Below are 15,661 nucleotides of genomic sequence, written 5' to 3'. Positions count from 1 at the left end.
AACGGCCTGCTTTAAGCAGGCCGTTTACACTATGCCATGATCACTTCGACTAGCATCCAACTTGCTGTCATCACCAATGTTAGCGCCATTACGCTATTAAACACCCAACGTTTACTCGCGTCTTGTAATAGTCCACTCATCTTATCACCGAGCATCGCCCAAATAATGACGCAAGGTAATGTCATTAAGCCATAGCTCAGCAGCATCCAACTCAATGGGATATCGGCAGCATAAACCAGTGCAACGTTCAAACACATCAGCCATGCTTTAGGATTTACCGCTTGAAATATGACGGCTCCAAAAAAACTCATGGGTGTTGAAGCTTGCGTGAGTTCAGGTGCTGCTGAACGAAAAATTTTCCACGCTAACCAGAATAGGTATCCGCTGCCCACTAGCGTTAGCGGGATGCGGATCATTGCCATCCAGTGTAACAGCTGTTCAAAGGCGAGGATGGAGAAGAGTAATTGCACTAAACACCCCGCGATAATCCCTAATACCATGGGCAAGGTCTTTCTCAGACCATAGTTAACCCCAGAGGTCGCCAACATGACATTATTTGGCCCAGGTGTGACCGACATAACGACGACATAACTAATATAAGAGGGATCGAGCATGATGGGTGTCCTGCAAACAAAGAATGTGGCTATGCTACCTCAGCAACAAAAATGGTAACAGAGACAAAAAATGTTTATTGTAATGAGTACAATTTTAATTATAGTAAATTGTACTCATCGAACTTACGACCAGGTGTATCCATGACAGCAGCTACCACTCGTTATCAGCAACTTGCCGACGAATTTGCAACCTTAATCCATCAAGGCAAAATCAAGGCAGGTCAGAGGCTACCGGCTATCAGGCGTGTTGCTGAAACTCATCAGGTAAGTGTCAACACAGTACTCTCGGCATGGCAACGCTTAGAAAATCGAGGATTGGTTGAGGCAAGACCTCAATCTGGATTCTACGTACGCAGCGTATTAGCGGAGGTCGCTAGTTCGGCACCTAGGCAGTTAAAGCCCCGCGAGCTAGGTCGAGAAAAAATGGCGTTAATTGAAGCCGCTTTCGCAGCCCAACGGAATCCGGCGTACACAAATATTTCCCTCGCCTGCCCTCAGCATGAAGATTTTTTCCCCACGGCTAAACTAACAAAAATTGCTGCCTCATTATTACGTCGAAAGCCTGAAATTATCTCCAAATATGCTCTCCCAAATAATGGTGAAGCATTACGCGAACAAATTGCGAAACGCGCCCTCTATTCAGGATTATCCCTCTCTGCCGAAGAGATCATCATCACCCATGGTTGTTCAGAGGCAATTCAGTTAGCCTTGCGGGTTATCACTTCTCCCGGGGATTGTATTGGGGTGGAAAGTCCGACCTACTTTTTCCTATTTCCTTTACTAGCAGAGTTAGGATTGAAAGCCGTCGAGATCCCCACGGATCCTCGGCAAGGGATCAAGATGGACGTTCTTGAATTGATGCTGAAAGAGAAGCGGATCTCCGCACTCATTACCATCCCGACAGTCCACAATCCATTAGGGTTTACTTCCTCTATCGCAGATAAAAAGCGGCTGGCGCAGTTAGCACAACACTACCAATTACCGGTGATTGAAGATGGTATTTATAGCGAACTGCAATTCCACAACCCAGAATCTCCCGCGGTAAAAAGCTTCGATAAAGAAGGTTGGGTAATCTACTGCACCAGTTTTACCAAAACCTTAGCTCCTGACTTTCGTATTGGCTGGATGATGGCAGGCCGTTTTCATGATGCAATCTCTCGCCTAAAAGGGCTAAGCACCTTGGGTGAGTCGGCGCTTTTAACTTCTACCTTGGCTGAATTTATCGCTAATGGCGGTTACGACCACCATCTACGTTCACTGCGTAGACGCTATGCTAGCAATATGGATAAAGTGCGGGATATGATTTCGCGCTATTTTCCAGAAGGTACACAAGCCACTCGGCCAATGGGCGGTTTCGTTTTCTGGGCTGAGCTGCCGGGGAAAATTAATACCGTTGATTTATTCGAACAGTTATTGAATGAACGTATTTGCGTTACACCTGGCTCTCTCTATTCACTCAGTGAGCACTACCATCATGCATTACGCTTATCCTGCTGCTATCCTTTTGATGAACGCTACCGTTATGCATTGCGCCGTACCGGTGAACTAGCCTGTGAGATGACGGGGATCCCCCCTCAAGACTTCCAGATAACGGGGACAATCCCTCTCGATGAAGGATACAGCGAACCATAAGCTATACTGTAGTAATCAAGACTTTTATCGCCCAAACCACAATGATGGAATTTTTATGGTTGAGACAAAAAATAATTCGAAAAAGGATAATGACGATCACGAAGCGTCGGTCATTCCAATTAAAACGGGGAATGCCTCAGTCGATCATTCTATTAAGCAGGCTTCGCGCTTTTATATTTGGTTTACCTCTCTGAAACCTGTAGCTCATTTTTTACGGGCTATTGAACGCTTTAACGATCGATTGGGTAGTCAATTCGGTGCTGCTATCACCTATTTCTCATTCCTTTCATTAATCCCTATTCTAATGGTGTCCTTTGCCGCATTAGGATTTGTATTGGCTTCCAACCAAGCACTCCTTGCAGAGTTGATTGATAAAATCGTTAATAGTATTAGCGATCCAACTTTGACATCGACCTTAAAAAATACGGTCAATACGGCGATTCAACAACGTACTACAGTCGGAATAACGGGATTATTATTAGCCTTATATTCGGGGATCAGCTGGGTCGGTAATCTACGCGAAGCTATTCGCGCTCAATCCCGAGACGTGTGGGAGCGCGCACCGAAAGATCAGGAGAAAATGTGGCATAAGTATTTGCGCGATTTTATCTCGCTAACTGGCTTAGTCATCGCATTAGTGATTTCTATTTCCCTCAACTCAATTGCGGGTTCGGCGCAATCAACGATCATTAGTGCATTAGGATTAGATCATATTAGTTGGCTGCGACCGTTGATTACCGTCAGCGCGCTGTGTATTTCTATAGGCTGTAACTACCTTATCTTCTTGTGGATTTTCTGGATACTTCCACGTCATAAACCTCATAAGAAAGCCCTATTCCGGGGGACTTTACTTGCGGCGATTGGCTTTGAGCTGATTAAGTTTATTATGACCTTTACCCTCCCAAAATTAGCTTCTTCACCTTCAGGTGCGGCATTTGGTTCAGTATTAGGGTTAATGGCCTTCTTCTATTTCTTTGCTCGCTTAACGTTGTTCTGCGCAGCATGGATAGCCACAGCTAATCCTCCCGCTACTGATAAAGAAAATAAGGCTTCAGTAACTGAATAACTGCTTGGTAGGCTAAATTAAATAAACCATTTTTTTTAGCCTATTTTCAGCGTATCCCACCAGCTTATTCTCAATTATCCTCTAACATTGTTTGTTTAACGCCATATTACTGCGATTATTTGCTATTTATCTTATTTGGCTGACTGGAGGTGAATTGAACCATCGGTCAGGGCTGCGTAATATGATTTTCCGATGTAACAAAAATAAGAAAATAGAATTATGCAAACTTCAGAAACTCTGGCTGAACATTCTCAGCAAGCGCCCCCCATCAACTCACGTAATAAAGTGATCGTCGCATCCTTAGTCGGTACAGCAATTGAATTTTTCGATTTTTATATCTACGCCACCGCCGCGGTAATTGTTTTTCCCCATATATTCTTCCCGCAAGGCGATCCGACGGTTGCAACATTACAATCGTTAGCGACTTTCGCAATTGCCTTCGTCGCTCGTCCAATTGGTTCTGCACTCTTTGGACATTTTGGCGATAAAGTTGGCCGCAAAGCAACCTTGGTTGCTTCATTAATGACGATGGGTGTTTCTACGGTCATAATCGGCTTATTACCGAGTTACCAAACAATCGGTGTGGCTGCACCACTTCTTCTCGCTCTTGCCCGTTTCGGTCAAGGTTTAGGTCTAGGTGGCGAATGGGGCGGAGCGGCGTTGCTCGCCACGGAGAACGCACCTGCAAAGAAAAGAGCGTTATACGGCTCCTTCCCACAACTGGGCGCACCAATCGGGTTTTTCTTTGCTAACGGAACCTTTTTACTGCTTTCATGGCTGCTGACTGACCAGCAATTTATGCAGTGGGGATGGCGTGTACCCTTTATCCTATCCGCAGTTCTTGTCATTATCGGGCTGTATGTCAGGGTATCTTTGCATGAAAGCCCTGTCTTTACCCGAGCTCAACAAGCACAGCAACACGTCAGTCTACCTATCAGTACCTTGTTCAAGAAGCACTTCAGCGCAATGGTGCTCGGTACTTTCATTATGCTAGCCACCTATACCCTATTTTATATTATGACTGTTTATTCCATGAGTTATGGAACCGCTCCTGTACCGCAAGGATTAGGTTTTTCACGGAATAGTTTTTTATGGATGTTGATGGTGGCAGTGATCGGATTTGGTATCGCGATCCCGATAGCCGGGATCTTGGCGGATCGCTTCGGTCGTCGTCCTACAATGATCACTATTACCTTATTGATCATCGTATTCGCCTTAGTATTCCCCACTATTTTGGCCAGCGGATCGCAGTGGTTGGTAATGCTCTTTTTAACGCTAGGATTAACCATCATGGGCTTAACCTTTGGCCCTATGGGTGCTTTGTTACCCGAACTCTTTCCGACTGAGGTTCGCTATACCGGAGCATCCTTCTCCTATAATTTAGCATCAATATTAGGTGCTTCTGTCGCGCCCTATATTGCGACCTGGTTAAATGCTAAATGGGGACTCTTTGCTGTGGGCCTTTATCTTGCTTCGATGGCAGTACTCACACTCATCGCGCTAATACTAAGTAAAGAAACACGTCACACTATGCTCTCTTCATATCGTTCTTGATAGGTTGCCTCCTACCTAGGTAAAGGATTTCAATCGATAAAGCCACCTTCTCAAAAGGTGGCTATTGAGTGCCTTATCAATCTACAATTTACCTTAAACATTCTTTTATTATTTATGAAATAACACACCCAACTAAAAGGTTAATTTTTATGAGGAACCCTCATAAATCCTGCAGAGCCTTTTAAGCATTCTACGAGACACTTAACTTTTGGTTGTCTTACCGCGTTAGAGCTTGTCGACAAATATCCTTCGCCACGGGGGTTCCCTGATGAAACACGAGTACCCACTGTTGTATTTCGGTGAGTAACCAATGAGAAGTGCGTAGTGCTTGGTGGCTACCGTCCGCATAGGACGATCTATAGTGAAGAATAGCGGAGTATTCGCCTAATTGGGTGAGCCTGAAATCACTACTTGAGATTGGTGGGGGATTTTTTTCGCCGAGTAGCGATGAGATCGTTTGCGAGCGGTTAACTATCAAGCCTGATCGAGTAATTTCTTGAAAATTTGGATGTAGAATCTGCTCCAGCCATGCTCGGTCATAACGTCTCTCACCGTGTAGAGTGCACTCTAGTAATATCAGCTGTTCTTCCAGCATGCCGTATCCTCTACTAACTCTGTTAAACACTACCTTTAAGTATTGACGCTGATACGTAAGCATTATTACGAAGACAGCATGCTTGAGTAGATCTATCGATCTCAAGGCAGAGCTCGACATCCTCCTCAAACCCTCGCTGTATAAGTTCTCCCCCAGATGAACAGTCTCGGAGTAATGCCAAGTTTTGCGCGTGGTAATGACGCCAAACAGCGACAGCAGCTTGGGCCTCTGGTGAACAATTCTCACGATTGAGCGCATCAATAATTCCACCAGCGGCCACGTAATCTTCAATACTAGGACGAAGGCTGCCATCTGCCCAACGCTCCCCACAAGGAATAAGTAAAATACGCTTAAATGCACGACAAGCATCTGCAGTGGCAGTCATATTTCTAAAGCAACCACTAAAAACGGTAATACCAGCCTCACTTGCCTTAAACGATACCGCTGATCCGTTAGGAGATGGAAGGACTAGCTTTACACCTTTGCTTATATTCTTAATCGATGCAGGTGACAGGCTGTATCCCTCTCTACTAAACCGTCTATCTATATTCGCTGTACTCGCTCCGAGTGCCTTACCATATTCAATCGCTGATGCGTCCTTCCATGGATAGGGGTAAATAGAAGCCCCCTTATCAATCGCAAGACTTACGCAGGTTGAAAAAGACATAACGTCAACAATAATCGCACAGTCGACTTCACTGCCAAGGTTCTCTACAGCGGAGAGGCCCCACTCAAGACGGATCTCAAATTTTCCCTGACTGAACCAGTGCATCACTATTCCTCAATGATAAGCTCGGGCGAATGAATTAACACTACAGTGACTAACTCCGTAACACGCTGTTCATTACTCTAATAAAAAAACCCCTACATTGTTAAACAATATAGGGGCTTGAAAGAGATGTCTGGTGCTACAAGCTATTAGCCTGCTACGGCGATACTCTTCATATCAGTCATGTACCCACGCAGTTTACGGCCCACTTCTTCGATTGGGTGATGACGAACGGCTTCGTTCACTTCACGTAATTGCGCATTATCGACGTTATTATCTGTTGTCGCAGGCTTCCCTAAATCACCAGGCTTCAAGTTAGCCATAAAGTCTTTCAATAGTGGGACAGCTGCGAAACTAAATAGGTAGTTACCGTATTCTGCGGTATCTGAAATAACCACGTTCATTTCATACAGACGCTTACGCGCGATGGTGTTAGCAATCAGTGGTAACTCATGAAGAGATTCGTAATACGCTGACTCTTCAATAATGCCCGCATCAACCATAGTTTCGAAGGCCAATTCAACGCCCGCTTTAACCATCGCGACCATCACAACGCCTTGATCGTAGTATTCTTGCTCAGCAATCTTACCTTCAAACTGTGCCGCGTTCTCGAAAGCCGTTTTACCCGTCTCTTCACGCCAAGTCAGAAGATCTTTGTCATCGTTAGCCCAATCGGCCATCATGCCAGATGAAAACTCACCCGAGATGATATCGTCCATATGTTTTTGGAAAAGTGGTGCCATTAACGTTTTCAATTGCTCTGACAGCGCGTAAGCACGTAGTTTCGCTGGGTTAGATAAACGGTCCATCATCAGAGTGATGCCCCCGAACTTCAGGGATTCTGTGATGGTTTCCCAACCAAACTGGATTAATTTCTCAGCGTAAGCGGCATCAGTCCCTTCGGCGACTAATTTATCGAAACATAAGATTGAACCGGCTTGTAGCATACCGCAAAGAATAGTTTGCTCGCCCATCAAATCGGATTTTACTTCAGCGACGAAAGAGGATTCTAAAACACCGGCACGGTGGCCGCCAGTTGCTGCCGCCCAAGCTTTAGCAATCGCCAAACCTTCTTTTTGCGGGTCATTCTCTGGGTGTACTGCTAACAGTGTCGGTACACCGAAACCACGTTTGTACTCTTCACGTACTTCGGTACCTGGGCATTTCGGTGCAACCATAACGACAGTAATATCTTTACGAATCGTTTCGCCTACTTCAACAATGTTGAAACCGTGAGAATAGCCTAACGCTGCACCTTCTTTCATCAGCGGTTGAACCGCTTGAACCACTGCTGAGTGTTGTTTGTCTGGCGTCAGGTTAATGACTAAATCCGCTTCAGGGATTAATTCTTCGTAGGTGCCAACTTTGAATCCATTATCTGAAGCTTTACGCCATGATGCGCGTTTCTCATCGATAGCTTCTTGACGTAGTGCATAGGCAACATTTAGGCCGGAATCGCGCATATTCAACCCTTGGTTCAGACCTTGCGCACCGCAACCGACGATGACGACTTTCTTACCTTTCAGGTAGTTAGCTTCGTCAGCAAACTCTTCGCGAGACATAAAACGACATTTACCTAATTGCGCCAGCTGATTACGTAAATTCAGCGTATTGAAATAGTTAGCCATGAATACTCCAGATAATGTTGTGCATATTTTGTGTAATTATTGAAACGTCTGTCGTTTCATTATGACCCCATCATATGACAGGAAATGCATTGCTTAAATTGATATATTAACAATATTACATTGCAGTTAACGCAACATTAAAAGGCATGGTGATGATGGATTTACGCGATTTAAAATTGTTTCTCCATTTGGCTGAATCTTGCCATTTCGGGCAGACATCCCGGGCAATGCATGTCAGCCCCTCTACACTTTCTCGACAGATCCAACGCTTAGAAGATGAGCTAGGCTACCCATTATTTCTACGGGACAACCGCTCGGTGTCTCTTACCGAAGCAGGCGAGCAATTAAAGCTATTTGCGCAGCAAACGTTATTGCAATATCAACAGTTGAAACACGCGATGGCAGTAGATAGTCCTTCTCTGAATGGAGAGTTAAAAATATTCTGTTCAGTCACTGCGGCTTATAGCCATTTACCCCCCATATTAGATCGATTTAGAATCGTCCACCCGCAAGTCGAAATTAAATTATTCACGGGTGACCCTGCTGATGCAGTCGAAATTGTCAGTTCAGGCCATGCCGATGTGTCAATTGCCGGTAAACCTCTCTCGCTCCCAAGCGGGATAGATTTTACCCCTCTTGCGACATTGCCTCTCGTGATGATCGCCCCTGCACTCCCTTGCCCTGTACGTCAGTTAGCGATGAACCACGAAGCACGCAATTGGCAAGAGATCCCTTTTATCATTCCAGAACAGGGACCTGTTAGACGCAGTATCGACCTGTGGTTTCGCCGTCAACGTTTACCAAACCCAATGATCTACGCAACTGTGGCGGGGCATGAGGCTATTGTTTCCATGGTTGCACTTGGCTGCGGAGTCGCACTACTTCCGGCGGTAGTGATTGAAAATAGCCCTGAGATGGTCCGTAACCGGATCATGATGCTAGAGGGAGAAGATTTAGGCGCACCATTAGAATTGGGGATCTGTGTACAAAAACAGCGGCTACGAGAGCCGCTGATTGAGGCTTTTTGGAATCTTCTCTAGCTATTTTCCTGCTAAGAAGAATTTAAACGCTGGATTTTCTGTTTCGTCGTGATAGGCATAGCCTAAAGCATCGAGGTGAGGTTCAAAATCCGTTTCGCGCGGGTTTTGCTCGAATCCTGCTAAGACTCGCCCATAATCGGTGCCATGGCTGCGATAGTGAAACAACGAGATATTCCAATGTGTCCCAAGAGTCTCCAAAAATTTGAGTAATGCACCAGGCGACTCAGGGAATTCAAAACTGAAGAGACGTTCTTCTAAAGCTTTACTTGGACGCCCACCAACCATGTAACGCAAATGCAACTTAGCCATTTCATCATCAGAGAGATCAACAACTTGATAGCCATGGTTTTGAAGCTGAGTCACTATCTCTTTTCGCTCGTCATCGCCTCGCGTCAATCTGACGCCGACAAAAATACAGGCTTTCCCTTCATCAGCGTAACGGTAGTTAAACTCAGTAATTGAGCGCCCACCTAATGTTTGGCAAAAGGTAAGGAAACTTCCTTGCTGTTCTGGGATAGTTACTGCTAAGAGAGCCTCACGTTGCTCACCTAACTCGCAGCGTTCAGATACATAGCGTAAGCCATGAAAATTAACATTCGCACCAGAGAGAACGTGCGCGAGCCGTTCCCCCTCAATACTATGCTGTTGAATGTATTTCTTCATTCCAGCCAAGGCTAACGCGCCAGAAGGCTCAGCAACCGCCCGTACATCTTCAAATAGATCTTTCATCGCGGCGCAAATAGCATCACTATCAACCGTCACAATATCATCAATGTATTGCTGACATAAACGAAAGGTTTCGCTACCAATACGTTTGACTGCCACCCCTTCAGCAAAGAGGCCTACACGTGGTAGTTCAACAGGCTGTCCGGCTTCCAGTGCAGCAGCTAAGCAAGCCGAGTCACTGGCTTCGACAGCAATCACCTTAATCTCAGGCATCAGCTGTTTGATTAAGACGGCTACCCCTGCAGCTAAGCCTCCACCACCCACCGGCACAAAAATACGGTCTAAGTGTGCATCCTGCTGAAGGAGTTCCATGCCCAGAGTACCTTGCCCCGCAATCACTGAAGGGTGGTCGAAGGGAGGTATAAAGGTCAGGCCGTGATCTGCCGCCAGCTCAATCGCTTTAGCTTTCGCTTCATCGAAGTTAGCACCGTGTAACAGTGCTTCTCCACCAAAAGCTCGCACCGCATCAACTTTGATATCCGCTGTCGCCAGCGGCATTACAATTTTCGACTTGATACCTAATTTTGCCGCGGAAAGTGCAACACCCTGTGCGTGGTTTCCTGCCGAAGCCGTCACGACTCCCCGGGCTTTTTGCTCTTCACTTAGCCCCGCAATCATGGCATAAGCGCCGCGCAGTTTAAAACTATGCACGGGCTGACGATCTTCACGCTTAACCAGTATGGTGTTACCCAAACGATCTGAAAGCTTATTCATCACTTGCAACGGCGTGACCTGCGCAACATCGTACACCGGAGAGCGCAGGATGGCGTGAAGATATTCGCCTGCTGATGGCTCAGCAGGCAAGGGTTTTACTGTCGCCATCGACTTATCCCCCAAGTTTACTCTTATCACGCACCGCACCTTGGTCAGCGCTGGTTGCTAAGGACGCGTAGGCACGCAACGCAAAGGAAACTTCACGCTCACGGTTATTTGGCGTATAGGCTTGCTCGCCACGCTGAACTTGTGCAGCTTGGCGCTCGGCAAGTTCCGCGTCGCTAATATCCAATGTGATACCACGTTGTGGGATATTGATCGATATCATATCCCCTTCCTCCACCAGCGCGATAATGCCGCCACTCGCTGCCTCAGGAGAGACGTGCCCAATTGAGAGTCCAGAGGTGCCACCAGAGAAACGACCGTCAGTGATTAAGGCACATTGTTTGCCTAATCCCATTGATTTCAAGTAGGTCGTTGGATAGAGCATTTCTTGCATACCCGGACCGCCTTTCGGTCCTTCATAGCGGATAACAACCACATCGCCCGCCACAACTTTACCGCCGAGTATTGCCTCGACAGCATCATCTTGGCTTTCGTAAACTTTAGCCGGGCCACGGAAGGTCAGAATTTCTTCATCTACCCCTGCGGTTTTAACGATACAGCCCTTTTCTGCCAAGTTTCCGTAGAGTACCGCGAGTCCGCCATCTTGTGAAAAGGCATATTGGCGCTCACGGATACAGCCGTTTTGGCGATCATCATCCAGCGTATCCCAACGACAAGATTGTGAAAACGCTTTGGTTGTACGAATCCCCGCAGGCCCTGCACGGTACATGGTTTTGATCGCTTCGTCTTGAGTCAACATGATGTCGTACTGCGCTAAGGTCTCTTTTAGCGTCGAACCCAATACATTCGGCACATCGGTTTTTAATAACCCGGCACGGTCAAGCTCGCCAAGAATACCGATAACCCCTCCTGCACGGTGCACATCTTCCATATGATATTTTTGGGTACTTGGCGCGACTTTACATAGGTGCGGAACTTGACGGGATAGACGATCAATATCGGAAATATCGAAATCTATATCCCCTTCCTGTGCCGCAGCCAGTAAGTGTAATACGGTATTTGTTGATCCACCCATCGCGATATCTAAGGTCATCGCATTTTCAAATGCCGCTTTTGAAGCGATATTACGAGGTAAAGCGCTGGCATCGTCTTGTTCATAATAACGCTTAGTCAGACTAACAATACGTTTACCCGCATTGATAAATAATTGCTCACGATCAGCGTGTGTTGCCAAGAGTGACCCGTTACCTGGTTGCGAAAGACCTAGGGCCTCAGTCAAACAGTTCATCGAGTTAGCGGTGAACATGCCTGAACAAGAACCACAAGTAGGGCAAGCTGAGCGCTCAATCTGTTCACTGTCGGCATCACTCACGTTAGGGTTAGCGCCTTGGATCATCGCATCGACCAAATCGAGTTTGATGATTTGATCAGAAAGCTTAGTTTTACCGGCTTCCATCGGTCCACCCGAGACAAAAATGACGGGGATGTTTAAGCGCATTGACGCCATTAACATTCCTGGCGTGATTTTATCGCAGTTTGAAATGCAGACCATGGCATCAGCACAGTGAGCATTAACCATATACTCCACAGAATCAGCGATGAGTTCGCGTGAAGGTAAGGAATAAAGCATTCCGCCATGTCCCATGGCGATACCATCATCGACCGCGATAGTATTAAATTCTTTTGCTACGCCGCCCGCCGCTTCAATTTGTTCCGCGACCAGTTTACCGAGATCCCGTAAATGGACATGGCCCGGGACGAATTGGGTGAAGGAGTTGACAACAGCGATGATAGGCTTACCAAAGTCATCATCGGTCATTCCAGTTGCGCGCCATAAGGCACGAGCGCCAGCCATATTTCGGCCATGGGTGGTGGTTGCAGAACGGTACTTAGGCATGCTCAATCTACTCCAAATAACAGCAAAAACGGGCTCATCATGCCCGTTATAAAATGAATAATATTACGCGTTGACCGGATCTAACCAGCCCCATTTATCTTCCGTCTCACCGGTGAATAAACCGAAGAAGGCTTGTTGGATACGCTCAGTCACAGGTCCTCGTCTGCCTGCGCCAACAGTAATACCATCTACGCTTCTTACCGGAGTAATTTCTGCCGCCGTACCCGACATAAAGACTTCATCAGCTAAGTAAAGTGACTCACGAGACAACACCTGCTCACGTACTTCAATACCCAGTGATTTTGCTAGCGTGATGATGGCGTCGCGAGTGATACCGGGTAGCGCCGAAGAGGTGAAAGGTGGCGTAAATAAAACACCATCTTTAACTTCGAATAAGTTTTCCCCTGCCCCTTCAGAAATATAACCCTGAGTATCTAAGGCGATACCTTCTTGATAACCATGGCGACGTGCTTCGCTCCCTACTAATAATGAGGATAGGTAGTTACCACCTGCTTTGGCTGCGGTAGGAAGCGTATTCGGTGCCACGCGATTCCAAGAAGAAACCATCGCATCAATACCTTGTTCTAAGGCCTCTGCACCTAAGTAAGCGCCCCATGGAAAGGCTGCGATAATTACATCCATACTAAAACCGTCTGGAGGGTTTACACCCAGTCCCACATCACCAACAAATGCTAGAGGACGGATGTAAGCACTTTTTAGATTATTTTTACGTAATACTTCACGGCATGCTGTCATTAATTCGTCGACAGATTGGGTAATCGGGAAGCGATAGATTTTGGCTGAATCGTGTAGACGTTGCATATGTTCACGGTGGCGGAAAACCACAGGGCCTTTGTGCGAATCGTAGCAACGAACGCCTTCAAAGACTGAAGTGCCGTAATGCAGGGCGTGAGACATAACGCTAACTTTTGCCTCTTCCCATTTTACCATTTCGCCATTAAACCAAATGAATTCTGCTTTTTTTGTACTCATTGTCTGTCCCTTACGATTATGCACGTATTTGTTGTGTTTTATTTTGAGTAACGTTAACGCTGTCAACGTCGATTAATTTAGTCAACTGTGTCGAAAGTAACTCAATAGCACGGTGGCTGGCGACTGTCATTTCGATGTTAATTTGCTCAAGACCCAAAGTTTGTGCCATTTGCATCGTTTTTATTTCAAATCCACGATGACGTACCACCCTTAAGATGCGCTCTAATACTTCAGGACGATGACTTGCGGCGATAGTAAGTTGATGCTGATTCATGCGCTTTTCTCCATCATATTAGTGTTGCTCGCACCCGGTGGAACGAGAGGCCAAACATTTTCGTTTTCATCAATTTGAATATGTAAAAAATAAGCCGTCGGCGCTTTTAAGAATTCGTCTAGTGCCGCATCGATCTCATCTTTTCTACTAATGCTTTTACCAGGGATATCAAAAGCGCAAGCAAGCATTAAGAAATCAGGGTTATCTGTCAGTAATGTTTCGCTATAACGTTCTTCAAAGAACAGTTCCTGCCACTGACGTACCATACCCAGCCGCTGATTATCCAATAGTAGAATTTTTACCGGTAACTGCTTGCGCTTTATGGTTCCCAGTTCTTGGATATTCATCATGATCGACCCATCACCCGATACGCAGATCACTGTGTCTTGGGGACGCGCCACTTGGGCTCCAATCGCTGCAGGTAAACCAAACCCCATTGTGCCGAGCCCACTTGATGTGATGAAGTTTTCCGGCTGGTTAAAAAACATATGTTGTGCTGCCCACATTTGGTGTTGGCCAACATCCGTGGTCACAACAGCACTGTGAGGCATTTTTTCAGCTAGTTTTTTTAGCAATGCAGGAGCGAAAATGGGCGCACCGGGGTGATCATAATCAGGAGCGGTCTCCGTTTTCAGGTCTACAACATGTTTTAACCAAGGGGCGATTGATAATGTCGTCGCCAGCTCAGGTAATATCGCTGCAATGCTTCCCTGTAATCCAACGTGCGCCCGACGTAATTTGTTTAACTCTGCAGGATCGATATCGATATGAATCACTGCGGCATTGGGGGCAAAAGTATCAAGCTTTCCGGTAACACGGTCGTCAAAACGTGCACCCACAGCAATCAGTAAGTCACTTTCCTGAACGGCTAGGTTTGCCGCCTTACTGCCGTGCATTCCCAGCATCCCTAGATAGGTGGGCTCAGCATGGGGAACCGCTCCCAGCCCCTTTAAGGTGCATACAGAAGGCAGAGAGGTAGCCGATAAAAAGGTTCTTAGCTCAGAAACCGCGCCAGCCATCCCGACTCCACCACCGATATAAACAATGGGTTTCTTTGCCTTCAGCAATAAATCCTTCGCTTCGTCGAGTGAGCCTTGAAAAGAAGCATCGTCTTCTGATACTGCGCTAAGAACAGGTTGAAAATCTGCAGCGCCCATTTGTATATCCTTAGGGATATCGACTAACACAGGGCCGGGACGACCTGATTGAGCAATTGCAAAGGCGTCCGCTAAAACTTGTGGTAACTCCTCAGCACTTTGAACCATAAAGCTATGCTTAGTACAAGCCAAGGAAAGGCCGAGTACATCGATTTCTTGGAAGGCGTCAGTACCAATCACCGCCGAAGAGACTTGGCCTGTGATGGCGACAATTGGGACTGAATCCATCATGGCATCAGCCAGACCGGTAATCAGATTAGTTGCTCCCGGTCCCGACGTCGCAATACAGACGCCCGTTTTTCCCGTCGCACGCGCATAACCGATTGCCGCGATCACCGCACCTTGCTCATGTCGGCATAATAAATGTTCAACACCGCCGTCATACAATGCGTCATACACTGGCATGATCGCTCCACCGGGGTACCCAAATACCGTCTTTATTCCTTGCCCTTTCAGAGCATGAACTACCCACTGCGCTCCAGTCATCACTAAACCTCTGCATTTTTTGGGTTATACAGAATTTTATGCTGAAAACTCTGTCACCTCAGATTTTATTATTTTGTTGTGTTTGGACCAAAAAAAAACCCCCGGACTATTAAGTGCGGGGGTTTTCTTAAGATTACGACTTGATTTTTAAGCCTTTTCTCTTCCGAACGTAGCCCCGCAGGATGGGAGAATCACCACCACCACGCTAATGAGAATAAGGCTAATCACTCGTAAAAGGGCTTTCATAATCAGTTCAGATATTCATCTTAATCGAATCAATACCTACAGAGTTATCATAGTTTTTGGCTATGATGCAATGTTTTTTTACCTAGCAATAAGACTCAATCTTCATCATAGGCAGATAACCCCATGATTACTCTGAATTAAAAGATAAATATCATAAAAAATAAAATATCCTGAAATTGTTACTTAATTTATCGACGAGTCTCG

Annotated in this window: 14 protein-coding genes; 4 read left to right on the top strand and 10 right to left on the bottom strand. The window is 46.2% G+C overall.

The genetic code is table 11. The features are described 5' to 3' along the window. Positions 1 to 29: 29 nt before the first annotated feature. Positions 30 to 614, bottom strand: a complete 585-nt coding sequence (locus QJR74_RS00810; RefSeq protein ID WP_304372743.1) for a LysE family translocator — start codon at positions 612 to 614, stop codon at positions 30 to 32. A gap of 141 nt (positions 615 to 755) precedes the next feature. On the opposite strand from QJR74_RS00810, the gene QJR74_RS00805 reads away from it, so the two are divergent. The 3 genes from QJR74_RS00805 to QJR74_RS00795 all read left to right on the top strand — a co-directional run bounded on the left by QJR74_RS00805 (position 756) and on the right by QJR74_RS00795 (position 4,866). Then, complete coding sequence (locus tag QJR74_RS00805) at positions 756 to 2,246, top strand: aminotransferase-like domain-containing protein (protein WP_304372742.1); 1,491 nt, start codon at positions 756 to 758, stop codon at positions 2,244 to 2,246. A 55-nt stretch (positions 2,247 to 2,301) separates the two neighbouring features. Next, positions 2,302 to 3,312 (top strand): inner membrane protein YhjD, encoded by a 1,011-nt coding sequence (gene yhjD / locus QJR74_RS00800; RefSeq protein WP_304372741.1) that lies wholly within the window; start codon positions 2,302 to 2,304, stop codon positions 3,310 to 3,312. Positions 3,313 to 3,531: 219 nt separating this feature from the next. Further along, complete coding sequence (locus QJR74_RS00795; protein WP_304372740.1) at positions 3,532 to 4,866, top strand: MFS transporter; 1,335 nt, start codon at positions 3,532 to 3,534, stop codon at positions 4,864 to 4,866. A gap of 217 nt (positions 4,867 to 5,083) precedes the next feature. Here the strand turns inward: QJR74_RS00795 and QJR74_RS00790 are convergent, their stop codons facing one another. From QJR74_RS00790 to ilvC, 3 genes are all read right to left on the bottom strand, one after another. Further along, positions 5,084 to 5,461, bottom strand: coding sequence for a nuclear transport factor 2 family protein (locus tag QJR74_RS00790; RefSeq protein ID WP_304372739.1), 378 nt, complete (start codon positions 5,459 to 5,461; stop codon positions 5,084 to 5,086). A 22-nt stretch (positions 5,462 to 5,483) separates the two neighbouring features. Continuing rightward, the gene (locus QJR74_RS00785; protein WP_304372738.1) at positions 5,484 to 6,233 is read right to left on the bottom strand and encodes a 2-phosphosulfolactate phosphatase; all 750 of its coding nucleotides are present in this window, start codon (positions 6,231 to 6,233) and stop codon (positions 5,484 to 5,486) included. A gap of 146 nt (positions 6,234 to 6,379) precedes the next feature. Continuing rightward, positions 6,380 to 7,858: a ketol-acid reductoisomerase gene (ilvC, locus tag QJR74_RS00780; protein ID WP_304372737.1), complete on the bottom strand. Its 1,479-nt coding sequence runs from the start codon at positions 7,856 to 7,858 to the stop codon at positions 6,380 to 6,382. Between the two features lie 155 nt (positions 7,859 to 8,013). Between ilvC and ilvY the strand changes: the two genes are divergently transcribed. Then, the gene (gene ilvY / locus QJR74_RS00775; RefSeq protein ID WP_304373929.1) at positions 8,014 to 8,898 is read left to right on the top strand and encodes an HTH-type transcriptional activator IlvY; all 885 of its coding nucleotides are present in this window, start codon (positions 8,014 to 8,016) and stop codon (positions 8,896 to 8,898) included. Here ilvY and ilvA read toward each other — a convergent pair whose 3' ends face one another. From ilvA to ilvL, 6 genes are all read right to left on the bottom strand, one after another. Further along, on the bottom strand, positions 8,899 to 10,446 hold the full coding sequence (gene ilvA / locus QJR74_RS00770; protein WP_304373928.1) for a threonine ammonia-lyase, biosynthetic: 1,548 nt from the start codon (positions 10,444 to 10,446) through the stop codon (positions 8,899 to 8,901). It lies immediately after the preceding gene. Between the two features lie 4 nt (positions 10,447 to 10,450). Further along, positions 10,451 to 12,301 carry a dihydroxy-acid dehydratase gene (gene ilvD, locus QJR74_RS00765; protein ID WP_304372736.1) on the bottom strand — a complete coding sequence of 617 codons (1,851 nt, stop codon included), beginning with the start codon at positions 12,299 to 12,301 and terminating at the stop codon, positions 10,451 to 10,453. 63 nt (positions 12,302 to 12,364) lie between these two features. Further along, positions 12,365 to 13,294: a branched-chain amino acid transaminase gene (locus QJR74_RS00760; protein ID WP_304372735.1), complete on the bottom strand. Its 930-nt coding sequence runs from the start codon at positions 13,292 to 13,294 to the stop codon at positions 12,365 to 12,367. 16 nt (positions 13,295 to 13,310) lie between these two features. Next, positions 13,311 to 13,568, bottom strand: a complete 258-nt coding sequence (gene ilvM, locus QJR74_RS00755) for an acetolactate synthase 2 small subunit (RefSeq protein WP_304372734.1) — start codon at positions 13,566 to 13,568, stop codon at positions 13,311 to 13,313. Further along, positions 13,565 to 15,211, bottom strand: a complete 1,647-nt coding sequence (gene ilvG / locus QJR74_RS00750; protein ID WP_304372733.1) for an acetolactate synthase 2 catalytic subunit — start codon at positions 15,209 to 15,211, stop codon at positions 13,565 to 13,567. Before ilvG ends, ilvM begins: the two co-directional genes overlap by 4 nt. Positions 15,212 to 15,358: 147 nt before the next feature. Then, the gene (gene ilvL / locus QJR74_RS00745) at positions 15,359 to 15,457 is read right to left on the bottom strand and encodes an ilv operon leader peptide (RefSeq protein WP_304372732.1); all 99 of its coding nucleotides are present in this window, start codon (positions 15,455 to 15,457) and stop codon (positions 15,359 to 15,361) included. Between the last annotated feature and the right edge of the window lie 204 nt (positions 15,458 to 15,661).

Origin of the sequence: Tatumella ptyseos, from assembly GCF_030552895.1 — a bacterium.
GTDB classification, from domain to species: Bacteria; Pseudomonadota; Gammaproteobacteria; order Enterobacterales; family Enterobacteriaceae; genus Rosenbergiella; species Rosenbergiella ptyseos_A.
Note: the sequence above shows the minus strand (reverse complement) of the source record. Positions and strands in the feature narration are given on the sequence as shown.